The organism is Streptomyces sp. NBC_00012, from assembly GCF_045040875.1.
Taxonomy (GTDB): domain Bacteria; phylum Actinomycetota; class Actinomycetes; order Streptomycetales; family Streptomycetaceae; genus Streptomyces.
The window spans coordinates 8,094,184-8,117,836 of the sequence record NZ_CP108309.1 but is presented as its reverse complement, the minus strand read 5'-3'; the positions used below and the strand labels follow the sequence as shown (position 1 = coordinate 8,117,836).

General features: G+C 71.4%; 20 protein-coding genes. 13 read left to right on the top strand and 7 right to left on the bottom strand.

All coding sequences use genetic code 11. The annotated features are described in order from the left end of the window. Positions 1–52: 52 nt before the first annotated feature. Positions 53–1,564 carry a hypothetical protein gene (locus tag OHA19_RS36545; RefSeq protein WP_405709093.1) on the top strand — a complete coding sequence of 504 codons (1,512 nt, stop codon included), beginning with the start codon at positions 53–55 and terminating at the stop codon, positions 1,562–1,564. Here the strand turns inward: OHA19_RS36545 and OHA19_RS36540 are convergent. The 3 genes from OHA19_RS36540 to OHA19_RS36530 are packed head-to-tail and all read right to left on the bottom strand — an operon-like array spanning position 1,527 to position 5,709. Further along, positions 1,527–2,777, bottom strand: coding sequence for a hypothetical protein (locus OHA19_RS36540; RefSeq protein WP_405709096.1), 1,251 nt, complete (start codon positions 2,775–2,777; stop codon positions 1,527–1,529). The two genes, OHA19_RS36545 and OHA19_RS36540, sit on opposite strands and share 38 nt — an antisense overlap. Further along, complete coding sequence (locus OHA19_RS36535; RefSeq protein WP_405709098.1) at positions 2,774–4,447, bottom strand: lipopolysaccharide biosynthesis protein; 1,674 nt, start codon at positions 4,445–4,447, stop codon at positions 2,774–2,776. Before OHA19_RS36535 ends, OHA19_RS36540 begins: the two co-directional genes overlap by 4 nt. Beyond that, the gene (locus tag OHA19_RS36530; protein ID WP_405709101.1) at positions 4,444–5,709 is read right to left on the bottom strand and encodes a glycosyltransferase; all 1,266 of its coding nucleotides are present in this window, start codon (positions 5,707–5,709) and stop codon (positions 4,444–4,446) included. The genes OHA19_RS36535 and OHA19_RS36530 overlap by 4 nt, the downstream gene beginning before the upstream one ends. Before the next feature lie 211 nt (positions 5,710–5,920). Between OHA19_RS36530 and OHA19_RS36525 the strand changes: the two genes are divergently transcribed. Continuing rightward, positions 5,921–6,361 (top strand): adenylyltransferase/cytidyltransferase family protein, encoded by a 441-nt coding sequence (locus OHA19_RS36525; protein WP_405709104.1) that lies wholly within the window; start codon positions 5,921–5,923, stop codon positions 6,359–6,361. On the opposite strand, the gene OHA19_RS36520 is transcribed toward OHA19_RS36525, so the two are convergent. The 3 genes from OHA19_RS36520 to OHA19_RS36510 all read right to left on the bottom strand — a co-directional run bounded on the left by OHA19_RS36520 (position 6,336) and on the right by OHA19_RS36510 (position 8,951). Then, positions 6,336–7,067 carry a CDP-alcohol phosphatidyltransferase family protein gene (locus tag OHA19_RS36520; protein WP_405709106.1) on the bottom strand — a complete coding sequence of 244 codons (732 nt, stop codon included), beginning with the start codon at positions 7,065–7,067 and terminating at the stop codon, positions 6,336–6,338. The two genes, OHA19_RS36525 and OHA19_RS36520, sit on opposite strands and share 26 nt — an antisense overlap. A gap of 578 nt (positions 7,068–7,645) precedes the next feature. Further along, a complete protein-coding gene (locus OHA19_RS36515; RefSeq protein ID WP_405709109.1) occupies positions 7,646–7,903 on the bottom strand; it encodes a hypothetical protein in 258 nt (85 codons plus the stop codon). Between the two features lie 352 nt (positions 7,904–8,255). Beyond that, positions 8,256–8,951 carry a ribonuclease H gene (locus OHA19_RS36510; protein WP_405709112.1) on the bottom strand — a complete coding sequence of 232 codons (696 nt, stop codon included), beginning with the start codon at positions 8,949–8,951 and terminating at the stop codon, positions 8,256–8,258. 131 nt (positions 8,952–9,082) lie between these two features. On the opposite strand from OHA19_RS36510, the gene OHA19_RS36505 reads away from it, so the two are divergent. Beyond that, positions 9,083–9,274 carry a DUF6381 family protein gene (locus tag OHA19_RS36505; protein WP_405709115.1) on the top strand — a complete coding sequence of 64 codons (192 nt, stop codon included), beginning with the start codon at positions 9,083–9,085 and terminating at the stop codon, positions 9,272–9,274. 130 nt (positions 9,275–9,404) lie between these two features. Here the strand turns inward: OHA19_RS36505 and OHA19_RS36500 are convergent, their stop codons facing one another. Further along, entirely contained in the window at positions 9,405–9,971 is a 567-nt protein-coding gene (locus tag OHA19_RS36500) for a nucleoside deaminase (protein ID WP_405709118.1), read from the bottom strand. Positions 9,972–10,078: 107 nt separating this feature from the next. On the opposite strand from OHA19_RS36500, the gene OHA19_RS36495 reads away from it, so the two are divergent. From OHA19_RS36495 to OHA19_RS36450, 10 genes are all read left to right on the top strand, one after another. After that, entirely contained in the window at positions 10,079–11,044 is a 966-nt protein-coding gene (locus OHA19_RS36495; RefSeq protein ID WP_405709121.1) for an antibiotic biosynthesis monooxygenase, read from the top strand. A gap of 123 nt (positions 11,045–11,167) precedes the next feature. Next, positions 11,168–12,124, top strand: a complete 957-nt coding sequence (locus OHA19_RS36490; RefSeq protein ID WP_405753011.1) for a PmoA family protein — start codon at positions 11,168–11,170, stop codon at positions 12,122–12,124. After that, positions 12,118–13,083 carry a D-2-hydroxyacid dehydrogenase gene (locus OHA19_RS36485; RefSeq protein ID WP_405753008.1) on the top strand — a complete coding sequence of 322 codons (966 nt, stop codon included), beginning with the start codon at positions 12,118–12,120 and terminating at the stop codon, positions 13,081–13,083. The genes OHA19_RS36490 and OHA19_RS36485 overlap by 7 nt, the downstream gene beginning before the upstream one ends. 12 nt (positions 13,084–13,095) lie before the next feature. Further along, positions 13,096–14,337, top strand: coding sequence for a mandelate racemase/muconate lactonizing enzyme family protein (locus tag OHA19_RS36480; protein WP_405709130.1), 1,242 nt, complete (start codon positions 13,096–13,098; stop codon positions 14,335–14,337). An 84-nt stretch (positions 14,338–14,421) separates the two neighbouring features. Further along, positions 14,422–15,492 carry a LacI family DNA-binding transcriptional regulator gene (locus OHA19_RS36475; RefSeq protein ID WP_405709133.1) on the top strand — a complete coding sequence of 357 codons (1,071 nt, stop codon included), beginning with the start codon at positions 14,422–14,424 and terminating at the stop codon, positions 15,490–15,492. A gap of 181 nt (positions 15,493–15,673) precedes the next feature. Continuing rightward, positions 15,674–16,846, top strand: a complete 1,173-nt coding sequence (locus OHA19_RS36470) for a substrate-binding domain-containing protein (RefSeq protein ID WP_405709136.1) — start codon at positions 15,674–15,676, stop codon at positions 16,844–16,846. A 14-nt stretch (positions 16,847–16,860) separates the two neighbouring features. Next, on the top strand, positions 16,861–18,492 hold the full coding sequence (locus tag OHA19_RS36465) for an FAD-dependent oxidoreductase (RefSeq protein ID WP_405709139.1): 1,632 nt from the start codon (positions 16,861–16,863) through the stop codon (positions 18,490–18,492). A 106-nt stretch (positions 18,493–18,598) separates the two neighbouring features. Continuing rightward, a complete protein-coding gene (locus tag OHA19_RS36460; RefSeq protein WP_405753005.1) occupies positions 18,599–19,702 on the top strand; it encodes a Gfo/Idh/MocA family protein in 1,104 nt (367 codons plus the stop codon). After that, entirely contained in the window at positions 19,699–20,424 is a 726-nt protein-coding gene (locus OHA19_RS36455) for a polysaccharide deacetylase family protein (protein ID WP_405753003.1), read from the top strand. Before OHA19_RS36460 ends, OHA19_RS36455 begins: the two co-directional genes overlap by 4 nt. Positions 20,425–20,470: 46 nt before the next feature. Beyond that, positions 20,471–23,482 (top strand): alpha-mannosidase, encoded by a 3,012-nt coding sequence (locus OHA19_RS36450; protein WP_405753000.1) that lies wholly within the window; start codon positions 20,471–20,473, stop codon positions 23,480–23,482. Positions 23,483–23,653 lie beyond the last annotated feature (171 nt).

Here is a 23,653-nt window from a genome sequence, read left to right as displayed (position 1 = left end):
CAAGTGGGTTGATTCGTTAGAGTGTTCACAGGTCCACGGAAACGGGGAGCACATGACGTCCGTGCACGAGGCGGCGCCGTCCGCACCCGTACCGGAGCACGGCCCGCGGGAGCCGGGCCACGCGCGGGCCGAGCCCAGGTCGTGGGCGATGCTCTCGCGCGCCCTGGCCGTGCCCCTCATCCTCGCCCTGGTCTTCTTCCTGCCCGCGGTGATCGCCGCGCAGCCGGGCACCGGCGTCCGCGACACCGCGTACTGGCTGCAGCTCGTGCTGACCTGTTATGCGGGGATCCGGCTCGCGACCATGGTCCTTTCCACCCGGCGGCGCCTGTTGCAGGGCGTCTTCTGGATGTTCGTGTACATCGCGATGGGCGTGGCGCCGTTCGCCCAGGCGGTCATCGGGCAGACGCCCACCCCGATGGTCGGGCCGCGGTCGGATCTGGTGACGGCCGTCGCGCTGATCCTGGTGGGCTGTGCCGCGTTCGACCTGGGGGCCCTGCTGGCATCCAGGCGGCCGCTGCTGCGGCGGGTCACCGCGCGGTCCGGGGGCCGCCCGGCCGTGGCGCACCCGGGGCGGCTCGGGCTGCTGGTACTGCTGGCCTTCGCGGCGAGCGGCTACTACATCCTGAGGGTGGGCGGTCCGGCGGTCTTCTTCACCAGCCGTCAGGAGATCAGTGCCTCGGTCGCGGGGAGCGGGGTGGGGCCGGACGGGTCCAATGTGGGGTCGGCCTTCCTCAAGGGCTTCGGCACGGTGCCCGCGCTGCTGGCGCTGCTCTTCTTCACCCGTCGGCTGGTGACCTCGCGCCGGGCCCGGCGCTCTCCGGCGGCGGTGCTGGCCTGGACCGGACTGTTCGTCCTCAACGTGATCGTCAACAACCCTTTCACCAACGCACGTTACTGGTTCCTGACGGTGCTGGTCTCGCTGCTTTTCACCGCGTTCCCGAGCAGCGCGGCGATGTACCGCTCGGTGCTCGCCATGGGGGTGGTCGGGGCGCTGGTGCTGTTCCCCTACGCGGACCGGTTCCGGTACGACAGCGCCGGGTACCGGCCGGTGGACTCGTCGTCGATTTTCGAGCCGCTGGCCACCAAGGACTACGACCAGACGGTGATGTTCGCCAACACCATCACCTGGGTGGACACCCACGGCCACACCTACGGGCGTCAACTGGCGGGCTCGGCCCTCTTCTTCGTGCCCCGGTCGGTGTGGAGCGGCAAGCCGGAGGACACGGGGGTACGCGTCGGTCAGTGGATGGGGATGAGCATGACCAACCTGTCGGCACCGCTGTGGACCGAGCTCTGGGTCGACTTCGGTGCGCCGGGCATGGCCGGTGCTCTCGCGCTGCTCGGGTACGCCGCCGCCCGTACCGACCGGCGGTACGCGCGGGCCGTCTCCCGGGAGGGTCCGGGGCCCGGCAGCGTCCTTGCGGTCACCGCACCGCTGGTCGCCGGGTACACCTTCATCCTGTTGCGCGGTCCGCTGTTGCAGTCCGTCGGCAAACTGGCCGTCGCGGCGCTCTGTCTGCTGCTGGTCACGAGCTTTCGGCGGGACGGGCGGCACCCTCGCTGACGGGCACCCGCGCCACGTCGGTGCGGGCCCTGATCCGGGCCACCCTGGTCCAGGTGGCCACCGCCTTGCACCCGGACCCCAGGCACAGGCCCCAGGCGGCGCCCGGTACCCCGCCCAGCACATAGCCGCCGGTGAGGAAGGCGACGGCGGCGAGCGAGAAGACCACCTGGATGGCGAGCGTGGTGCGCGGGTCTAGCATCCGCAGGGCCAGCAGCCCGCAGGTGCCGACGGCCATCGCCGCGTACTGGCTGCCGGTCGCCGGGAGCAGGGCGGCCGCCGTGGGCCAGGTGTCGCCCAGCAGCCGGCGTCCGACCGGGCCGGGCAGCAGGGCCAGGGCCGTGGCCCAGGCGGCGGCACCCGTCGCCAGGACAGCCGCGAGCACGGCGGCGGCCCGTATCCTGCGCCGTTCGTCGGCGATCCTGCCCAGCAGGGGCGGGCCGAAGCCGGTGGCCGAGGTGAACAGCACGTTCAGTGGTCCGAACAGGGTGGTCGCGCCACGCAGCGCACCGACCACCAGCGGGTTGCCGACGGCACCGAGTGCGAGCACGGAGAGCTGGCCGGTGGCGTTGCCCACCGCGAACTCCACCACGAAGCGCCGCCCGAGATGGCCTCGTCGCAGCAGAGCCTTCGGCCGCACCGGTGCCCCGGCCACCCTCCGGTGCAGCAGGGCGGCCGACAGGAGCAGGGCCGGCAGTGCGGCGAGCCCCCACACCACGACGAGCCGGGCGGCCGGGGCGCCGTGAGTTTGCAGAGCCAACGCGCCCAGCACACAGACCAGTCGGAGCACGTCGCCCGCCAGCGCCAGATGCGACAGGTGCAGGGTGGAGAAGGCATAACGCATGATGTCCTGGCCCAGCACCACCGGCAGGACGAGTCCCAGCGCCATCAGGGCGTCCGCGGTGGCGCCCGGCACCAGCAGGCAGACACCGGCCAGTGTCGTACCGAGCACCGCTGCCACGAGCAGGGTGAACACCACCGCCGACCGGCAGGCACCGCGCACTTCATCGCTCCCGCCGCGCCGCAGCACGAGCGGCTGCCCGGTGTAGGCGCCGGACACGCCCAGCAGCACCGTGAAGACGAGGTAGACCGCCGAGAAGCGGGCGAACTCCGCCACGGTGGACAGCCGGGCTGCCGTCACCAGCACCAGGATGTTGGTGAGCGCGGCCACGCCCTGGTCCGCGACCGAGCAGACGATCGCGGTACGTGCCCTCATCTGTGTCCGGCGGTGGAGTCGAAGGCGCGCAGCCCCAGCGTCTCGGCGGGGTCACCGGTGTGTTCCGGCCCGTTGCCCGCGTCGTCCCCGGCCGGCCGCCCACCGCCCGGCCGGCGCCTGGCCGCCTTCCTGCGGGTCCGGCGCTCGTGTCGGCTCAGCCCGGGGTGCAGCAGCGCGCCGAGCACACAACCGCCCGCCGCCCCGATGATCTCCCGGATCCGCTCCAGGTCGCTGCGGTGCACCTCGCGCGGATCACAGACCACCACGACGCCCTCCACCCGGTCGATCAGCGCGACGGCGTCGGCGTACGACAGCACGGGCGGGGCCAGCACGATGACGACGGCACCGGGCCGGTCGCCCTCGGCGACGATCCGGCCGACGGGTGCCGACGTCAGGGCCCGCGGCACGTTGTCCGTACGCCGGCCCGCTATCAGGGTGAAGGCGCCCGACCCGGGTACGTCCACGTGCATCTGGCTGTCCGACGGCCAGGCGCGTCGGCCCCGGGTCGCCCAGCGCGGCCGGGAGCCCTGCGCCGCCGGGCCCAGGTCCCTGGCCAGTGCGGGGGTGCGCAGATCGGCCTCGACCAGGATCACGTCGCGGCCCATCTCGGCGAAGGCCGCTGCCAGGTTGGCCGCGGCGGCGGCCGCCGCCGCGCCGTCCCCGCGCGGTGCCGTGACCAGGAGCCTGCGGCGCTCGGCGAGCGACGGATCGTAGGCGAGCCGGAAGGCGACCGCGCGGTACTCCTCGGCGAGCCTGCTCCCGCTCCGCCCGATGGCCAGCGGCGAGCCGCCATACGCACGCTCCCTGGGCAGGGTGCCGAGCAGGGGCGCGCCGAGCGAACGGACCAGCTCCCGGGTCGAGCGCACGGCCGGGTCGAAGACCAGGCGTACCCAGGACAGCAGCAGTCCCAGTGCGAGACCGACGACACCGCCGAGCCCCAGCAGCAGCGGCAGTCCGGCACCGGTGGGCGCGGTCGGGGCGGCGGGCTTCTTCGTCAGGTATCCCGGGGTGGTGTCCAGCGCCTGCAACTCGGAGATCTTCCGCGTGAGTTCGGAGATCGCGACCACCAGGTTGGCCCGTGCGCTGGTCACGTCGTTGCTCCTGCCGGCCTCCGCCGCCAGTTGGTCGCGCTGTTCGGTGAGCGGGGTCAGCTGGGCGCGGTAGCCGTCGACCATGTTGGCGATGCTGTTCTCGGTGCGCTGGCGGCGGATCTCCAGGTAGGCGTCGGCGAGCGCCTGGGCCCGCGCCTTCGCCAGTGCGGGGGTGCGGCCGGTGTAGGAGAAGCGGAGCACGAGGGTGTTGGGCGGGTTGGTGACCTGGAGGCCGGAGAGCAGCGGTCCGACCTCCACCCGGTCGCCCCGTCCGGCCAGGGTGGTGACGGCCAGGGTGCCCACGGTGTCACTGACGGCGGTCTGCCGCTCGGAGCCGATGTTGATGCCCTTGTCGGCGGAGGCACCGGCGGCGAAGGGGTCCGACGCGGCGGAGCGTACGACGACCTCGCCCGTCGAGGTGTAGCTCTCCTCACCGCTCAGCGCGAGCCAGCCGCCACCGATGAGCCCGACGACCACGCCGGAGGCGAGCAGCACCCGGTAGCGCAGGAGCTGTCGGAACTGGTCCCGCAGCAGCGCGGGTTCGTCCTGGTCCTCCAGGGCGCGGATCGGCTGGTTCATCGGCGTGGTCTCCCTTTGGCGTCCGCGAGGACCTCGTTGAGCAGGGCGTCGAAGCGGGCCAGGCCCGCTTCGCGGCTCAGATGACGTGCGACGTACTGCGGTCCGTTGGCCCCGAGCGCGTCCGCCCCGGCCGGCGCCTCGACGAGCTTGCGTACGGCCGACAGCAGCGCCGCGGGGTCCTCCGGGGCGACGAGGAGCCCGGCGCCGGACCGCTGGACCTCCTGTGCGGTGCCTCCCCCCTCGGCGACCGAGGCCACGACGGGCCGGCCCGAGACGAAGTAGGAGGTGAGCTTGGAGGGGACGCTCATGTCGAGCACGGAGCCCCGCTGAGTCACCGCGAGCACATCGGCGGCGGCGAGTACGTCCGTGAACTCGGCCGCGTCGGCCGGGGGCAGGATGTCGAGGTTGCGCAGGCCCGCCGCGCGTGCCAGCAGCGCCTCGCGCTGATTCCCGTCGCCCATGAGCACCACGCGGATCTCCGGCGCGAGGCGGGCCGCGTCGACCAGGACCTCCAGGCCCTGTTTGAGCCCCATGTTCCCGGAGTGCAGGACCACCGGGGTGCCCTCGCTCCAGCCGAGACGCGCCCTGGTTCCGGCCCGGTCGGCGGAAGGGGCCCGCACATGCGACCAGTTGGGCACCGTGCGGATGCGCCCCGGGTCCACCCCATACGCGGTGACGCGGGGCACGAAGCTCTCGTGGATGACGCCGACGAGGGCCGCGGAGCACAGCGCGTACCGCTCGGCGGCCGAGGCGACGGCTGCCGCACGGCCCCCGCCCCGGATGCCGCTCTGCGCGGCGGCGGCGCCCATCAGATCCTGCACGACGGGTACGTACGGGACCCGGTGGCGGCCGGCCAGCCGGGCACCGATGACGCCCCCGGCGAGACTGGGGATCTGGGAGACCACCGCGTCGGGCGGGAGCGCGGCGGGAGGCGACAGCAGACCGTGCCCCAGCACCGTGGCCTCGAACGCGGCTCTGCGCAGGGCGGTCTGACGGGACGGCACATAGTGTCTTCGCCGGTGCACGGTGACCCCGGCCCGCTTCTCGGCGACCCGCCACACCCCCCGGTACTCCGCGTCGGTCCGCCAGGACGGATAGTGCGGCATCCCGGTCAGTACGTGGGTGTCCGCCCCGGCCGCCGCCCAGTGCTCGGCGAGCTGTGCGGCGTACGGGCCGATGCCCGTCAGCTCCGGTGCGTAGTTCGTCGAGACGACCAGCAGGGTACGGCCCTCGAACGGCTTGTGACGATCGGCATCGGACATGGACGCTCGCCTTCCCCCCGGAACATTCGCTGTTCCCCCCAAGGAACAGCCCCAAAAGTGAGCTTATCCGTTCACGTGATGCGCAAGTGGTCTTCACAGTAAGGTCGTTGCACCATCAACACCGATACCGATATCCCACCGCACCGGACGCCATGTCCGGAAAACTGCTGCGGGACACGGACATCACGTTCACCGTGGGGGGAGAGAACGGATGGTGCACAGGGTCGGCTACGCGCCGGGGGTCTACGACCTGTTCCATGTGGGGCATCTCAACATCCTGCGGCACGCCCGCAGTCAGTGCGACTATCTCGTCGCCGGGGTTGTCTCGGACGAGATGGCCGCGCTCGCCAAGGGCCATCGGCCGGTGATTCCGCTGCCGGAGCGCCTGGAGATCGTACGCAGCGTGCGCTACGTGGACGCTGCGTTCGTCGAGACGGTGCCCGACAAGGTGGAGACCTGGCAGCAGGTGAGGTTCGACGTGATCTTCAAGGGGGACGACTGGCGGGAGACGGAGAAGGGGAAACGGCTGGAACGCGACTTCGCCGAAGTCGGCGTGGAGGTCGTCTACTTTCCGTACACCGTGCACACGTCCAGCACCCAGCTGCGCCGGGCGCTGGACACACTCGTCAGTCCGCAGTCCGGAGCGCTCTGAGCTCCCTGAACCACTTGGCGAGGAACACCACCAGGAACAGCGCGTGCACGGCGGCGAGCCCCGCATAGCCGATACGGAACGCGGTGCGGTCGCCCAGGAGCAGGAACACCAGACAGAACACCCCGTAGTCGGCGGGCAACAGTGCCACGGCCCGCAGCCGCGAGACCGGGGCGGTGGCGCCGGGGCCCGACACGGGCCGGGCAGCCGCCTTTCCCAGCTGTTCACGCAGCAGCCCCGCGCAGAACGTCAGCACCGCCGTGAACAGGAAGCCCAGCGGCAGGAGCAGCCAGCCCTCGCCGGGCAGTCCGGAGAACCGCTGGAACGAGATCAGCACGGCGGTGTGCACAAGGATCATCTTGGCGCAGTCCACGACGTGGTCCAGCCACTCGCCGTCCGGGCCTCCCGCGCCGGTGAGTCTGGCCAGTTGCCCGTCGGCCGAGTCCAGGGCGAAGCCGATGACCAGCCCCGCGTACACCGCGACCGCGAGCCCGAAGGAGGGGCGGACGAGCGCCACAGAGGCGATTGCGGCGAAGGTGAACGCCGCGCTGATCAACGTGACTTGATTGGGTGTCAGTCCCATCCGGTACGCACCGGCCGCAAGGACCCGGCCGGCCGGGCGGTTCACGTACCGCGAGTAGAGCGAGACTCCCTTGGCCGACTTCTGCGCGCCGCGCAGCTCGCGCAGGACCGTGCCCTTGCTTCCCATCCGTCCCCCAGCGTCCCACTCTCGCGAGCGGCGTCGGCATCGGATCAGGGATCCGCGGACACCGCCGCCGGATCCGCATCATGGCACGCGGACCCGGTCGGGCGGGGGCACCGGTGCGCGCATCGAGACGTGATCACGCAATTCGCAGGGAGTCCTTGATCCGGATCGCGGAGGCTCGGAGACGGAGTCCAGGCGCTCAACGCGGATCGTGCTGTCGGTCATGTTCGAGATGCGTGGGGATGCCGGCCGTAGCGACGCCATCGATCCATAACGCAAAGAAAGCCCCCGCAAATTTCCGATGGGGGCGTGATCCATTGACTTCCAAGGGCTCCCCTCCGTGCAGGATCACTGACGCGGAGGGCAGTTCAGGTACCTCGGCATGCTCGGTCAGGCGTTGAGCAGTCCGGAAAATGAGTTCGTCAGAGATTACCTCGGCCGAGTTCGCCGACTCTGATCGACATGTTCACAGATGTAGCAATGTTCGCAAGCAAGAACGCACTTGCTGTAAACCTATCGAGCTCTCGGGGCTGAAGGCAAAGGCTCATTCAGTCCTGAGTCCAGAGAGATGATCTGAAATTCTAGCCGGCGGAGTTCCGGCCGTTACCTTGGGCCGCGTCCGGAAGTTCCTCCGTGTGGTCCGGAGTTTGCTCCAACTGATCTCCTTGAGTGGGCTCGGGCCGATGGGACCGCTTCGCGCGGTCCAGTTCATCCCGAACCTCCACGAAGGACCGGATCATTTTGATGATCCCTTCCTTCAACGACTCGACTCCGTCGAGTACTCGACCAAAGCCGAGCAAGGCCGCAAGGATCATCGTAACGATGGCGGTCGTGTTCACTTTTTCCCTGAAGGGTGTAGTTCCGATTGAGTCACTACACCAGCATCCAGCACCCTTGCTGTGTGCTGGCTCCCTCAACGTTACGAACGGGCACGGTTCATGGCAAGAGCCGGACGGTGATCCTTTCGGGACTTGCGGCTCGCAGGAAGTAACGCGAGCCCCCCGACCCGCGATGAGCCGGAGGGCGTTTCAGCCGAGCTGGATATGGCGTGGACATGGTCGCATTGATTCATTCACTCGAGACCGGTCCCACCTGTCGCCAAACGCACGGCTCGCGTCGGGCAGAACTGTTCGGCCATGGAGTTGCAGTGGCCTCCGGGTGGAGTCAGCCCGCTCCGGGCGGCGGTGCGCCTCAGGCGGAGGCGGTGCGGCACTCCGGGTGGCCCCAGCCGTTGGGGTTCTTGGCGATCATGTCCTGTGCCGCGTAGGGCTTTCCGCAGTGGCAGCGGCCCGCGAACCTGGCCTTGATCGTGCCACCGGAACGGGCGGGGCGTGCCGCGCCCGCCGCCTTCTTCGTCGCCGCGCCGGCCCGGCGCCCCTCGGTCGCCCGGGCGGGGGCCGGCGTCGGCAGCTGCGTGGAGCCGTGCGCGGTTCCGGCCGGCCGCTGTGCCACCGCGGCCTCGCTGGCAGCCTGGTCGGCGAGTGCGTTGAGCGGGTCGCCGTCCACCTGGTGGGCGGGGACGTAGGTGAAGCGCACGGTCCGGCCGGTGAGCCGGTCGTCGATGGCGGCCACCAGGTCACGATTGGCCACCGGCTTGCCGGCCGAGGTCTTCCAGCCGTTGCGCTTCCACCCCGGCAGCCACTTCGTCACCGCGTTCATCGCGTACTGCGAGTCCATCCGCACCTCGATCGGCACGGCGGGGTCCGTCGACTCCAACAGCTGCCGCAGCGCGGTGAGTTCGGCGATGTTGTTGGTCGCGGTGCCCAGCGGTCCCGCTTCCCAGCGCTCGGGCCGGCCCTGCGCGTCGGCCACGACCCACGCCCAGGCCGCGGGTCCCGGATTGCCCTTGGACGCCCCGTCACACGCGGCGATGATGCTCTCGTTCATGCCCTTGATCATGCCAGCGTCGCGGGACCCCTCGGGGTCTCGTCACCCTGAGTGACGATTCGAGGTGCGGTAGCCCGACGGCGCTGGTTCTCTGATGGAGCCCGCTCTTCCCAACCGCACAAGGAGCGATGATGAGCGTTGCACGTGAATCCGGTGACCGTGCGCAGCAGCTGCGTGACAAGGCCCGGCACATGACCGAGGCCGCCGAGCGCACCACCGACCCTGAGCAGCGCCAGCGGCTCCAGGAGAAGGCCCGGAAGCTGCAGGAGGAGTGCGACCAACTGGGCAACATGGGCGGCGGAAGCATTCGTCCGCCCAAGTAGCACCCGCCTCACGCCGACGGCCGATGGCTTGCCGCTCTTCCATGAGTGTGCGGCAAGCCGTCGGCCGCCGTGCCGGGCCGGCTCCGCTGCCCGCCCGGCATCCCCGGTTCCCCGGTCCTCGTCCGCTCCTTCAGTAGGGGTGATTGTTCGCCCTGTCCACCCAGGCCCGGTAGGACGTGGTCCCCAGTTCGGGATGGATCTGTTCGAGTGTGATGCTGCGCCGCTCCGGCGGCTTGGCGAAGTCCTCGTACTGGAATGCGTCGTCGAAACCGATCTCCCGGGTCGCCTTCCAGTCACAGCTGTAGTAAACAGTGCCGATGCGGGCCCAGTAGATGGCGCTCATGCACATCGGGCACGGGGCCCCGCTCGTGTAGATCGTGCACCCCTGCAGCATCCGGGCACGCTCCGGCACGACATCGGGCGAGCCCTCGGGGCGCGGCACCAGTTTGAGCGTGTACCGGTCCTGGTACGCCTCCGAGATGCTGGGCGCCTCGGGGTTGAAGACCTGAATGGCCTTGCGGATGGCTTCGACCTCGCCGTGGGCGGTCGGATCGGCGGTGAGCAGCACACGATTCTGCCCACGGGCGATGATCTCACCCTCCTTGGTGATCACCGCACCGAACGGCCCGCCCCACCCCTCCTCGACGGACTCGGTGGCCAGCCGGACGGCTTCGGCCATGAATTCCTTGTGCCCCATCGCGGAACCCCTCTTCATCCGGCGCTCGCGTCCTGGCGCGACCATCGTTCGAGGAATAAAAGCACCCTATTTGTCCGATAACTCCCTTTAGAACTAGACTACTCCGCATGAGTACCCGTGCAAGCCCCGGCCCCGGCGGCAGCGCCACGGTCGTCATCTCCCAGAGAGTCCGGGCCGGCCGGAACGACGACTACAGACGATGGCAGCAGAAGACCAATGAAGTCGTGCGGGGCTTCGACGGGTTCCAGGGGACGGAGATGTACTCACCGGCCTCCGGCGACGAGAACGACTGGGTCGTCGTATTCCGTTTCTCCCGCCTCGAACAGCTCACGCACTGGCTGGAATCGGCGGCGCGTCGGCAACTCCTGGACGAGGGTTGTCCCTTGTTCGACGGACCCGCCACCCAGGAGGTGCTCTCCGGCGGGACGCCGACCGACGACGTCGTCACGGCCGTGGTCTCGCACGATGTGCGGCCGGGGCATGAGCGGGACTTCCTGCACTGGCAGGAAAAGATCCTCAAGGAGCAGGAGAAGCAACCGGGCTTCATGGGGTCCGAGCTGTTCCGGCCAGTGAAAGGCATCCAGGACCGCTGGGTGGTGGCCTTCCGCTTCGACACCCGGGAAAACCTGGAGGCATGGCTCGGCTCCGATGCCCGCCGACGGCTCGTCGAGGAAGGGCACGGCCATTTCGACTCCTACGACGTACGCAAGATCGGCTCGGCGTTCGGCGGCTGGTTCCGCTTCGGCTCGGGACCGCAGGAAGGCGTGCCGCCCAACTGGAAACAGGCCATGTCCGTGGTGCTGGCGCTGTATCCGACGGTGATGATCCTGGAGCTGACGGCAGGCGACTGGTTCAAGGATCTGGGGGTGCCCGGGTACATCGCACTGTTCCTCAGCAATGTACTGAGCGTCAGCATCCTGACCTGGCTGCTGATGCCGCTGGTCAACCGGGCACTCGCGTTCTGGCTGCTGCCCGGCCGCGCGCGGTCCGCCCGTGTCCATGTGGCCGGGGCGGCCGTCGTGGCGGTGTGCTACCTGGTGATCATCACCGTCTTCGGCCTGACCACCGGCTGATTCCGGGGCCCGCACACGCCGGCCCTTCCGCTCCGCAGTCGCCCCGCGCCCTTGTTGACGTGCCCCGGCACAGGCCCTAGGTTGCGGTAAGCGCTTTCCAGTCACACTCAGGAGACTCCGGACATGAGCAGTCCACTGCGCATCACGCACGCCCACGGCGACCGGATCACGGTCACGGAAGAGCGCGGCGGCATCGACCTGATCAGTTACGTCTACCGTCCGGAAGCGGCCTGGGAGGCCCCCAAGCCGTACATCCATCCCATGCGCACACTGGCCGATAACGTTGTCACCGACTATCGGCCCAACGATCACCGCTGGCACAAGGGCCTCCAGATGACTGCCTCCCACCTCTCCGGTCAGAACCTGTGGGGCGGCAACACCTATGTGCACGGCCAGGACTACGTGCCGCTGCCCGAGCGGGTCGGATCGATGGCTCACATCGGATTCGACGAGGTGACGGCGGACTCCGGACGCGCGATCGTCGCGGAGCGGCTGAGCTGGCGCCACAACGACGGCACGCACTGGGCGGACGAGCTGCGCCGGATCGAACTGCACGACGTCGAGCACGCCGACGCCGGCACCACGGCGACGGACACCGGCGGCAGCTGGACACTGACCTGGTCCAGCGCGATCACCAACCGGCGCGCCGAACCGCTGCTCTTCGGCAGCCCGACGACCCACGGCCGGGAGGCGGCCGGCTACACCGGCCTCTTCTGGCGCGGGCCACGCGCCTTCCGCGGCGGCCGGATCCTCGGCCCGGTCGGGGAGGGCCCGGCGCTGATGGGGACCCAGGCCCCCTGGCTGGCCTACAGCGGCGAACACGACGGCGCCGACGGGCACGCCACCCTGATCTTCCAGCACGCCCCGGAGAACGATCACACCGGAGCGGGCGGCACCCATCCGGCGCACTGGTTCGTCCGCGACGAGCCCTTCGCCGCGGTCGCCCCCTCCTTCGCGTTCCACGAGGAGTTGGAGCTCGCCCCGGGCGACACCCTGGCCCGCCGCTACCGGGTCACCGTCGCGGACGGGAAGTGGGACCGGGAACGGATCACCGAGTACCTCGCGGAGCACCCGTGGTGAACCCGGACGAGGGCCGTGGCGGCCTGTACGTGGAGCTGTCGCTCACCGGTCCCGAGCGCGCCCACCTGCGTCAACTCGCCCCAGGGCCGGTGTGGTTCGCCGAGCCGGGAACCGACTCCGAGGCGGATGCCCGCGCCCTCGCCGCGGCCGGCACGGCGCTCGGCAATCCCCGGGCGGACCGGGTCGCGAACGCACCCGGGCTCAAGTGGCTGCAGCTCGCCTCGGTCGGGATCGACGACTATCTCGGGCTCGACTGGCCCGTCCTCGGCCGACGGCTGACCGTGACCAACCTGGGGGATGCCTTCGCCGACCCGGTGGCACAGTCCTGCCTGGCGGGAATCCTGGCGCTCCATCGCGGCATCGACCGGCTCGCCGGGCTGCGCGCCGAGGGCAGCTGGGCGAAGTCCGACGTGCGGCCCCGGCTGCGTCTGCTGACCGGGGCCCGGGTGCTCGTCCTGGGCCGCGGGTCCATCGCCCGGCGGTTCGCCGAGCTGCTCGGCCCGTTCGGCTGTCCCGTCACGCACTTCGCGCGCGGCTCCGGCGACATCCGCACCCTGGCCGAGCTCGACGAGCGGCTGCCCGGGTTCGACGTGGTGGTGGGGCTGCTGCCCGGAACGCCCGCAACGAGCGGGCTCCTCGATGCACGGCGGCTGGCCCTGATGCGGCCGGGAGCCGTTCTGGTGAATGCCGGGCGGGGATCGCTGGTGGACGAGGAGGCTCTGGTGTCCGAGCTGGCCTCCGGGCGGCTCGGCGGAGCGGTTCTGGACGTCACCGGGGAGGAGCCATTGCCCGCCGGTCACCCCCTGTGGACCTGCCCCGGTGTCGTCCTCACCCAGCACACCGCCGGTGGTTCCACGGACGAGAGCGCCCGGGTCGTCGACCTTTTCGCCGACAACTGGCGCCGTTTCCATGCCGGTTCACCACTGCGCAACCCCGTGCAGTGGTCCAGAGGATTCTGAGGACGCGACGCCATGTCCCAACCCCCCGTCCCCCACCACGGCGCACCGATCGGCGACGGAGTGCGCATCGCGGCGATCCGGCCGGTGCTGCTCAGCGCCCCGTACGCGGATCCGGAGAATCTGGAGGTGCGTCTGGCGCTGCCGGCCGGGTGGCGCACCACGGGTCTGGTCGAGGTCACCCTGGACGACGGCACCACCGGGCTCGGCGAGGGCTATCTCGCCGTCTTCGCACCGCAGGTCTTCGTGTCGACGGTCGATCTGATCGCCCCGTACCTGATCGGCCGTCCGGCCGGGGAGCTGGAGGAGCGGTACCGGGACATGGTGCTCGTGACGGGCTACTGGAGTCTCCAGGGGGCGGCCCGCCACGTCGTCTCCGCCGTGGAGGCGGCCCTGATCGACGCCCTCGGGAAGCGGGCGGGCGTGCCCGCGTACGAGTTGCTGGGCGGCCGTCGCACGGACGCGATCCGGCTCTACGCCAGCGGGGGCGACTCGACCTCCCCGTCGGCGATGGCCGCCGAGATCGCCGCCGTGGCGGCCCTCGGCATCGACACCTTCAAGATCAGGTCGCGGGGCCACGAGGCGGACAAGGCGGTGTGGACGCTGGAGCACGCGGCCGCGCACGGCGTCGGCGTCGCCGTGGACATGGCACAGAATCTGGCCGACCCGGGCCAGTCGGTGGCGGAGGCGCTGGCGTTCCTCGACGCGGTCAGGGCCGGCACCCGGTGGCCGGTGCGTTTCCTGGAGGAGCCGCTGGGGCCCGCCCGGGCCGCCGAGTACCCCGCTCTGCGGCGGGCGGCGGACTGTCCGGTGGCGGGCGGGGAGACCGTCACCACCGCACAGGAACTGGTGGAGCGCATGGCCTCGGGGTACTACGACCTGGTGCAGCCGGACGCCACGGTCGTCGGCGGCCTGCGCCAGACGCTGGCCGTCTTCGCGGGCGCGGCGGAGCACGGGGTCGACGCGGTGGTGCATTGCTGGGGCAGCGCCGTGTGCCAGGCGGCCAACTATCACGCCGCCTTCGCGGGCGGCGGGCGGCTGGCCGAGTGGCCGATGCCCCGGTATCCGCTGCGGTCCCAGCTGCTGGTCGAGCCGTTCCGTCTGGAGGAAGGGCGCCTGCTCGCCCCGCAGGCCCCGGGGCTCGGCGTCCGGCTCACTCCCGAGACCGAGCGGCGGTACGCCTTCCGGGACGACGCCGTCTACCGCTGCGCGACCCCGTTGCCCCCGGCCGTCCCGGGCCGGTGGTGCGCGGGCTGACCTCGCGGGCGGGAGGGCGCCGGTGGCCGGGTTCCTATGGTGTGCGCAATGGGAAAACGCTTTCAGTGCGGCTATCGTAGCCCCATGCAGAGCCAGGTCAATCGACGTTCAGCCCGCCCCCGCCCGTCGTCCGCCGTGACGCTCCAGCAGGTCGCGCAGGACGCCGGGGTCTCTCTCGCCACGGCTTCGCGCGTCCTCAGCGACAGCGACCGAAACGTGACCCAGGAGCTCCAGGAGCGCGTCCTGGAGGCGGCCGCACGGCTCCGCTACGTGTCCAACGCACCGGCCCGCGCGCTCGTGCAGTCCACGACGTCCATCGTCGGTCTGGTCGTGCACGATGTGAACGACGCCTACTACTCCGCCATCGCGGCCGGAGTCATGGAGGTCGCCCGCGACCACAAGCTCCTGGTGATGCTGGCGGGCACCTTCCACGAGCCCGGACTCCAGGCCGAGTACGTGGCGCGGCTGCGGGCACAGCGGGCCCGCGCCGTGGTCCTCGCCGGATCCGGCTTCACCGGCGGGAGCCCCGCCCTCACCCAGGAGCTGGAGGCATTCGCGGCACAGGGCGGCCGGGTGACCGCGGTAGCGCACCAGGACCTTCCGGTGGACACCATCCAGCCGGGCAACCGCGAGGGCGGCCGGGCGGTCGCCGAGCATCTCGCCGCCCTGGGACACACCGAGATCGGCGTCATCTGCGGACCGCTGGCGCTGGTATCCGTACAGGAGCGGCTGCTCGGCTTCCTGGAGCGGGCGGCCGAGCTGGGCGTCGTCGTGCAGGAGCACCACCGCGTCGAGGCCGACTTCACCCGGGAGGGCGGGCGGGCCGCGGCGGTGCGGCTGTTCCGCAGGTCGCCGGGGATCACCGCACTGTTCGCGCTCAACGACGCCATGGCACTGGGTGCGCTCGCCGCGCTCCGTGACGACCTCGGCAGGAGCGTTCCCTGCGACGTCTCCGTCGTCGGCTTCGACGATCTGCCCGTGGCCGGCGACGTCACCCCCGCGCTGACCACCGTGCGGCTGCCGCTGGAGGAGATCGGCCGCCGGGCACTGCTGCTGGCCCTCGGTGACGCGACGGCCTCGCCGCGCACGCTCGCCGTGCCGTCGCGCCTGGTGGTCCGGGCCAGCACGGCACCGCCGCCCCGTGCGACCGGCTGATCCCCGCCCGGCCACGACACCATCCGGAGCGGCAAGTTGACGCATCAAGGCGGCCAACCATCGGCTTGATGCACCAAGTTGCCGATCCTTTCCCTGCAACCCCCTTGAAATAATGCATTAACCCCCACCACACTGAGGTCAAAGCCGATTGACGCGTCAAATCCGAGAGGGTGGTGGCTGGATGGGTACGTCCGGGCCCAAGTACCAGCGCATCAAGGACGAGTTGCGGGCCGAGGTGGCACGTGACGAGTACGAGACCGGAGCTCCGTTCATCACTCAGAACCAGCTGCGCGAGCGCTTCCAGGTCAGCTCCACCACCGCCGTACGGGCGCTCAACGACCTTGTCGCGGAAGGGCTGTTGGTGCGCCGGAGGGGCCAGGGGACCTTTGTCGCCGATCCGGAGGACAGGGCCTCGGAGCCGGCCTCGGCGCACCGGTCCGGGGTGATCGCCTGCATCATCAGCGGCCAGGGGCCGTATCAGTCGGAGGTGCTGCGCGGGATCGAGTCCGGTTGTTCGGAGCGCGGGATGCGGCTGTTCTTCTCCGACTCCGCGGTCCATATGACCGACACGGGACACGCCTCGCACGACGCCTCACTGGCCCGCCAGGACCAGGTGCTGCGCCAGGCCGTCGAGGACCGGGTCGAGGGCATCATCCTCTACCCCGTCCAGGGCGTGCCCGATCCCGACGTCCTCGCCGAGATCAGGCACCTGCGCATCCCCATGGTCCTGGTCGACCGGTACTTCCCGGGCCTCGCCATCGACGCGGTCACCGCCGACAACTACGACGTCGGCTACCGGCTCACCGAGCATCTGCTGGCCGACGGCCACGAGCGGATAGCGACGCTCTGGGGCGAGACCCAGTGCACCAGCGTCCACGACCGGATGACCGGCCACAAGCAGGCGCTGCGCGCCCATGACCAGCCCCTGCTCCCCCAGTTGACCGCACTGCGCTCGTACACGGCGCTGTCCGAGGACGACCGCAAGGAGCTGCTGACCGACCTGCTCGGCTCGCCCGAGCCGCCGACCGCCCTGCTGTGCGCCCACGGCTTCGCCGTCGCCACCGCCGCCGCCGACCTGGCCTCGCTCGGCATCGCCGTGCCCGACGAGATCGTGCTGGCCGGCATGGACGACGCCGGCCCCTACGACCTGCTGCCGCTCACCAGCTTCGCCGCCCGGCTTCCCGCCCGGGAGATCGGCCTGCGGGCGGTCGAGCAGCTGGTCACCCGGATCGCGGAGCGCACGGCGGGCGAGGACCCGTACCGCAGCGCCGAGCAGATCGTGCTTCCCGTCCGGATCAGGACGCGCGAGTCCGTGCCGGTCCGGCTCCGTACCGTCGCCGCCCGCCGGCCCTGAGGGAGGAGACTCCTGTGTTCGCCGCCCCCACCCCCCGTACCCGCGAACTCGGGACCGATGTCCTGGTGGTCGGTGCCGGTCTCGGTGGTCTCGCCGCCGCGCTGACCGCCGTCCGGTTCGGACACCGCGTCGTACTCACCGAGGCCACCGACTGGCCCGGTGGCCTGTTCACCGCGCAGGCCGTGCCGCTCGCCGACGGACACCGCATCGAACTGGACCCCGTCTCCCCCGGCTACCGCGATCTGCGCGAGCGGATACGCGACTTCTACCGGCGCAACTATCCGCTGTGCCCCGAGCCGTTCGCCGATCCGCTGCTCGACCCCGGGCTCAGCACCACCGGCCACCTCAGCCACGAGCCGCGTGCCGCACTCGCGGTCGTCCAGGAGCTCCTCACCCCGCACCTCGCCTCCGGCAGGCTCACCCTGCTGCTCGGCCACCGTCCGGTAGCGGCCCAGACGGACGGGGACCGGGTGACCTCGGTGACCCTGGCGGCGGACGGCGAGCCGCTGACGGTCAGCGCCCCCTACGTCGTCGACGCGACGGACCTGGGCGAGCTGCTCGCCCTCGCGGACGTCGAGCACGTCACCGGCGCCGAGTCCCGCGAGGAGACCGGCGAGCCGCACGCGCCCGCCGTCGCCGATCCGCTGGACCAGCAGCCGGTCTCCTGGGTCTTCGCCCTGGACCACCGCCCCGGCGAGGACCACACCGTGGACCGCCCGGCAGGCTACGACCGGTGGTCCGACGCCTTCTCCTGGGAGACGGCGGAGCCGGGCGGCTCACCGGCCCGCTCCGTGCCGCTGTTCCTGCACGAGCCGGACGACGTCCCGCCCTGGGCGGCGCCGCCCAACGACCGCTGGCACCAGCTGCGGGCGCTGGCCCGGAGCCGGTATCTGCCCGGTACGTTCGACAGCGACATCACCCTGGTCGACTGGGAGCAGACCGCCTACAGCGGGCTCCCGCTCACCGGTTCCGGGGACGAGGTACAGGCGCGGGCCGAGCAGGAAGCACGCGAACAGGCCATGTCGTTCCTGTACTGGATGCAGACCCGCGCACCCCGGCACGACGGCGGTCACGGCTACCCCGAGCTGCGGCCCAGGCCCGATGTCACGGGCACCGACGACGGGTTCGCCAAGGCCGCGCACGTACGCGAATCCCGGCGCATCCGGGCCGAGTTCACCCTGCTGGAGCAGCATCTGACCGCCGGGGCGCGGGCCGGGGCACCGGGCGCCGAGCCGTTCCCGGACAGTGTGGGCACCCTGCGTTCGCGGATCACCCTGCGCCCCGGGACGGGGGGCGGCGCGGGGCTGGATCTGGAGTGCCTGCCGTTCCAGCTGCCGCTGGGGGCGCTGCTGCCGGTGCGGGTGGAGAATCTGCTCCCGGCCGGTCGGAACATCGGCGCCACCCATCTCAGCGCGCCCGCGCTCGGCGGGCACGCCGGCCAGTGGAGCATCGGTGAGGCGGTCGGCGCGCTGGTCTCCTACTGCCTGGAGCACCGGCTGCCGCCGCGTGCGGTCCGCGGGAGCGGGCACCGGCTCGCCTCCTTCCAGGACCGGCTGAGCTCTTCGCTCGGTCTCGCCCTCGACTGGCCGGACCGGCTCCGCACCGGACCCGTGTCCAGTGCCGGGGCCCTCTACGCCACCCTCTGACCGCACCCACTGCCCTTCCTTCGGGAAGGGCACTTTCCCGACCTGCTGGAAAACGCTTACCAACTCCGGCGGCTCACGCCCTCAGCCTGGACGGCCCTCTGTGACTGTGACTCCTTATCGTGTACTGCTCGTCGGCGCGGGCAACATCGCCCGCGCCGTCCATATGCCGGCGTTCCTCGAACTTCCCGCGGGCTTCACGGTGGTGGGCGCCGTGGACGTCGATCCCACTGCCGCCCGCTCCTTCGCCACCGACTTCGCGCTCCCCCACCACTCCACCGATCTCACCGCGTCGCTGCGCGAGCTCCGCCCGGATCTCGTCGTGATCGCCTCGCCGCCCGTCGCCCACCGGGAGCAGGTCGTCACCGCCCTGGCCGCCGGTGCCTGGGTGTGGTGCGAGAAGCCGCCCGCGCTGAGCCTGGCGGAGTACGACGCCATGACCGCCGCCGAGGGAGAGCAGGGCCCGTACGCCCCGATCGTCTTCCAGCACCGGTTCGGTTCGGGGGCCGAGCACGCCAAGACGCTCATCGCCTCCGGGGAGCTGGGGGCGCCGCTGGTCGCCCACTGCCAGACCACCTGGTACCGCGACGACGCCTACTACGCGGTGCCGTGGCGCGGGAAGTGGGCGACCGAGGGCGCGGGCCCCGCCATGGGGCTCGGCATCCACCAGATCGACCTGATGCTCGAACTGCTGGGCGACTGGGCGGAGATCCGGGCCATGGCGGGCCAACTGGCCCGTGACGTCGAGACCGACGACGTCACCACCGCCACCGTGCGCTTCGCCTCGGGCGCACTGGCCACCGTGGTCAACAGCGCCCTCTCGCCACGCCAGTCGAGCCATCTGCGCATCGATCTGCGGGACGCCACGATCGAGCTGAACCATCTCTACGGGTACGAGAACGGGGACTGGACCTACACCCCGGCGCCCGGTGTCGACCCCGGCCGGGTGGACGGCTGGAACTCCCCTGCCGAGTCCGTCCCGAGCTCGCACTCCGCCCAGCTCCGTTCTCTCCTGGCCGACATGCGGGCGGGCCGGCGTCCCCGGGCGAGCGCCGGGGACGGCCGCCGTTCCCTGGAGCTGATCACCGCGATGTACAAGGCGGCGCTCACCGGGCTCCCGGTCCGGGCCGGCGAGATCGTCCCGGGCGACCCCTTCTACACGGCGCTGCACGGCTCCGTTCCCGGCTGGGCGCCGCAGGAGCCGGGGCGATGACCGGTCGCCCGGACAGCGGCGTCGACCGTGCCCTGCTGCTCACCTTCGACGACCGGCACGTGCGCGAGTGGGCCGCGGCCGCGCCGCTGTTCACCTTGTACGACGCGCGGGTCACCTTTTTCGTCTGCGAGCCCGACCGTCTGGACCGGGACGAGGTGCGGCTGCTGCGCCGGCTCGCGGACGACGGTCACACCATCGGCTGCCACGGCCTGCGGCACGAGCGCGCACCGGAGTTCGTCGCCGCCCACGGCGCGGGCGCCTATCTCGACCGCGAAGTGGTGCCCGCCCTCGACGCGCTGCGCCGCCTCGGCTTTCCGGCCCGCAGCTTCGCCTACCCGTGCAGTGCCCGCGACGACGACACCGACCGGCTGCTCCTCACGCTCTTCGAGCGGCTGCGCGGCGGAGTACCGGCCGACCGCCGCGCTGACCCGTCCCTCGCGGCCGAACTCCACGTCCCGGCCGATGACGTCGCCGCCCGGCGGGTCCTGCCGGGCTGCTCGGTGGACTCCGGGCGCGGGAGCGTCGCGTACGGGGACGATCTGACCGGCGTCGAGGCGGCGCTACGCCGGAGCGCCGAGCACGGCGGCGTGACCACGCTCTACGCCCACTGCGTCGCCGACGCCCATGAGGCCAACCATGTGACCCCGGCCCGGCTGGAAAAGCTGCTGGCCGCGGCCGACGGGATGTCACTGCCCTGTGTGGGCTTCGACGAACTCCCGTGAACCACCGACGCGTTGCACACATTTCCTCCAGAGGGGCCCTTCACTCATGCATGACGACCGCACACTGACCGAGGAACGGCTCGACCGCGCCCTGCGCGAGCGCATCCGCCCCGCCGTCCACCCCCGTACCGCGGAGCTGGAGTTCGAGGTCTGGCACGCCCCCGGCGAGCCGGTGCCCTTCACCGAGGCGGTGGCCGCCCCGTACAAGCCGGGCGCCATCGGCGACGACTGGGGGCCGGCCTGGGGCACCAGCTGGTTCCGGGTGACCGGCCGGGTCCCGCAGGACTGGGCCGGTCAGACCGTCGAGGCGGTGATCGACCTCGGCTTCGCCAAGGACCGGCCCGGGTTCTCCGCGGAGGCGCTGGCCCACCGGCCGGACGGCAGCGTGGTCAAGGCGCTCAACCCGCGCAACACCTGGCTGCGGGTCGGCGAACCGGTGGCGGGCGGCGAGGAGTTCACGTATTTCCTGGAAGCCGCCGCCAATCCGGAGATCCTGGACGGGGTCAGCCCGCTGGGTGACCGGGAGACGGCGGGCAGCGAGCCGCTGTACCGCGTCGAGCGGATGGACCTCGCGGTCTTCGACCAGCAGGTGTGGGAGCTGGTCCAGGACCTGGAGGTGCTCGACCAGCTGATGCGGCAGCTGCCGCTCGGATCGGCGCGCCGCTGGGAGATCCTGCGCGCGGTGGAACGCTGCCTGGACGCACTGGATCTGGACGCCGTGGGGGCGAGCGCGCCCGCCGCCCGGGAGCAGTTGCGGGCCGTGCTCTCCTCCCCCGCGCACGCCTCCGCGCACCGGCTGTCGGCGGTGGGTCACGCGCACATCGACTCGGCGTGGCTGTGGCCGCTGCGGGAGACGGTACGCAAGGTCGCCCGCACCACCTCCAACGTGGTGGCGCTGATGGACGACCGCCCGGAGTTCGTCTTCGCGATGTCGCAGGCGCAGCAGCTGGACTGGCTGCGGGAGCACCAGCCCGCGCTGTATGCCCGGGTGAAGGAGAAGGTGGCCGCCGGTCAGTTCGTTCCGGTGGGCGGGATGTGGGTGGAGTCGGACACCAACATGCCCGGGTCGGAGGCGCTGGCCCGGCAGTTCGTGTACGGCAAGCGGTTCTTCCTGGAGGAGTTCGGGGTCGAGACGGAGGAGGTGTGGCTGCCGGACTCGTTCGGCTACTCGGCGGCGCTGCCGCAGCTGGTGAAGCTCTCCGGCTCGCGCTGGTTCCTCACCCAGAAGATCTCGTGGAACACGACGAACCCGTTCCCGCACCACTCCTTCCTGTGGGAGGGGCTGGACGGCACCCGGGTGTTCACGCACTTCCCCCCGGTGGACACCTATGTCGCCGAGCTGTCCGGCGAGGAACTCGCGCACGCCGAGGAGAACTTCCGGGACAAGGGTCACGCCACCCGTTCGCTGGTGCCGTTCGGCTGGGGCGACGGCGGTGGCGGCCCCACCCGCGAGATGCTGGCGCGTGCCGAGCGGCTCGCGGACCTGGAGGGCTCCCCCCGGGTGGCGGTCGAGAAGCCCGCGGACTTCTTCGCGGCCGCCGAGGCGGAGTACGACCGGCCGCCGGTGTGGCTGGGCGAGCTGTATCTGGAGCTGCACCGCGGTACGTACACCTCGCAGTCCCGGACCAAGCAGGGCAACCGGCGCAGCGAGCATCTGCTGCGGGAGGCGGAGCTGTGGGCGGCCACCGCCGCCGTGCGGACCGGATTCCCCTATCCGCACGAGGAGTTGGACCGGGTCTGGAAGAGCGTGCTGCTGCACCAGTTCCACGACATCCTGCCGGGTTCGTCGATCGCCTGGGTGCACCGCGAGGCCGAGGCGACGTACGCCCGGATCGCCGGGGAGCTCGAAGCGGTGATCGGGGCGGCGCAGCGGGCCCTGGCCGGTGCCGCGGAGGGCGGCGGCACGGTGGTGTTCAACTCCGCTCCGCACGGCCGGGCCGGCATCGCGGCGGGGGGCGCCGCGCCCGCCGGGCCGGACCACGAGCGGCCGGCCGTGGTCGCGGAGCACGGTTCCGGCTTCCGGCTGGACAACGGGGTGCTGCGGGTGACGGTGGACGCACGGGGGCTCGTGGTCTCCGTCGTCGACCTGGCGGCCGGGCGCGAGACGGTCGCGCCGGGCTCCGTGGCGAATCTGCTCCAGGTCCATCCGGATCTGCCCAACCGGTGGGATGCGTGGGACGTCGACGCCTTCTACCGCAACACGGTGACCGATCTGACCGAGGCGGACGTGGTGCGGCGCAGCGGTGACGGCGTCGAGGTGGTGCGCAGCTTCGGTTCGTCCCGCGTGACCCAGCTGCTGACGCTGCGGCCCGGGGCCCGGCGCCTGGACATCGACACCGAGGTCGACTGGCACGAGCAGGAGAAGTTCCTCAAGGCGGCGTTCCCGATCGATGTGCGCGCCGATCACTCCACGGCGGAGACCCAGTTCGGGCACGTGCAGCGGCCGACGCACACCAACACCAGCTGGGAGGCGGCCAAGTTCGAGATCTGCGCCCACCGTTTCCTGCATGTCGGCGAGCCGGGCTGGGGCGCGGCGCTGATCAACGACTCGACGTACGGGCACGATGTGACCCGTACGGTCCGCGAGGACGGTTCGACCACGACCACGGTGCGGCTCTCGCTGCTGCGGGCGCCCCGCTATCCCGACCCGGCGACCGACCAGGGGCTGCACCGGCTGCGGTACGCGCTGCTGCCGGGGGCGACGATCGGTGACGCCGTCCGTGAGGGCTGGTCCTTGAGCCTGCCCGAGCGCCGGGTTCCGGGGAGCTCGGAGGTGGCCCCGCTGGTCTCGGTCGACGACGACGCGGTGGTCGTGACGGCGGTGAAACTCGCCGACGACGGCAGTGGGGATGTGGTGGTCCGGCTGCACGAGGCGCACGGCGGGCGGGTCTCGGCCCGTCTGACGGCGGGCTTCGGGCTGGCCGGGGCGAGCGTCACGGACCTGCTGGAGCGTCCGCTCGCGGGCGAGCGGGCCGAGGTGGACGGCGATACGGTCCTGTTGGGGCTGCGGCCCTTCCAGATCGTGACGCTCAGGCTCACACCGAACGACGACGTGTGAGAGGCCTCGGGTGACCTCGGACCGGAAAGCGGACGCGGTCCGGTGCGTGCGGTTCCAGGGCGGAGGAGGGAGGCGACGCGGAGCGTCGTCGACCGACGACAACGCGGGGGCCTTGGCCCTCAAGGCCTTGGGGAGCACGTGCCGGGGGCGTGGCCGCCCGGTCGGAGGTCG

What these genes read in the sequence shown, in the direction of transcription:
- OHA19_RS36545 (WP_405709093.1), top strand. Translation starts at nt 53, where the DNA reads ATGACGTCCGTGCACGAGGCGGCGCCGTCCGCACCCGTACCGGAGCAC.
- OHA19_RS36540 (WP_405709096.1), bottom strand. Translation starts at nt 2,777, where the DNA reads ATGAGGGCACGTACCGCGATCGTCTGCTCGGTCGCGGACCAGGGCGTG.
- OHA19_RS36535 (WP_405709098.1), bottom strand. Translation starts at nt 4,447, where the DNA reads ATGAACCAGCCGATCCGCGCCCTGGAGGACCAGGACGAACCCGCGCTG.
- OHA19_RS36530 (WP_405709101.1), bottom strand. Translation starts at nt 5,709, where the DNA reads ATGTCCGATGCCGATCGTCACAAGCCGTTCGAGGGCCGTACCCTGCTG.
- OHA19_RS36525 (WP_405709104.1), top strand. Translation starts at nt 5,921, where the DNA reads ATGGTGCACAGGGTCGGCTACGCGCCGGGGGTCTACGACCTGTTCCAT.
- OHA19_RS36520 (WP_405709106.1), bottom strand. Translation starts at nt 7,067, where the DNA reads ATGGGAAGCAAGGGCACGGTCCTGCGCGAGCTGCGCGGCGCGCAGAAG.
- OHA19_RS36510 (WP_405709112.1), bottom strand. Translation starts at nt 8,951, where the DNA reads ATGAACGAGAGCATCATCGCCGCGTGTGACGGGGCGTCCAAGGGCAAT.
- OHA19_RS36505 (WP_405709115.1), top strand. Translation starts at nt 9,083, where the DNA reads ATGAGCGTTGCACGTGAATCCGGTGACCGTGCGCAGCAGCTGCGTGAC.
- OHA19_RS36500 (WP_405709118.1), bottom strand. Translation starts at nt 9,971, where the DNA reads ATGGGGCACAAGGAATTCATGGCCGAAGCCGTCCGGCTGGCCACCGAG.
- OHA19_RS36495 (WP_405709121.1), top strand. Translation starts at nt 10,079, where the DNA reads ATGAGTACCCGTGCAAGCCCCGGCCCCGGCGGCAGCGCCACGGTCGTC.
- OHA19_RS36490 (WP_405753011.1), top strand. Translation starts at nt 11,168, where the DNA reads ATGAGCAGTCCACTGCGCATCACGCACGCCCACGGCGACCGGATCACG.
- OHA19_RS36480 (WP_405709130.1), top strand. Translation starts at nt 13,096, where the DNA reads ATGTCCCAACCCCCCGTCCCCCACCACGGCGCACCGATCGGCGACGGA.
- OHA19_RS36475 (WP_405709133.1), top strand. Translation starts at nt 14,422, where the DNA reads ATGCAGAGCCAGGTCAATCGACGTTCAGCCCGCCCCCGCCCGTCGTCC.
- OHA19_RS36470 (WP_405709136.1), top strand. Translation starts at nt 15,674, where the DNA reads ATGGGTACGTCCGGGCCCAAGTACCAGCGCATCAAGGACGAGTTGCGG.
- OHA19_RS36455 (WP_405753003.1), top strand. Translation starts at nt 19,699, where the DNA reads ATGACCGGTCGCCCGGACAGCGGCGTCGACCGTGCCCTGCTGCTCACC.
- OHA19_RS36450 (WP_405753000.1), top strand. Translation starts at nt 20,471, where the DNA reads ATGCATGACGACCGCACACTGACCGAGGAACGGCTCGACCGCGCCCTG.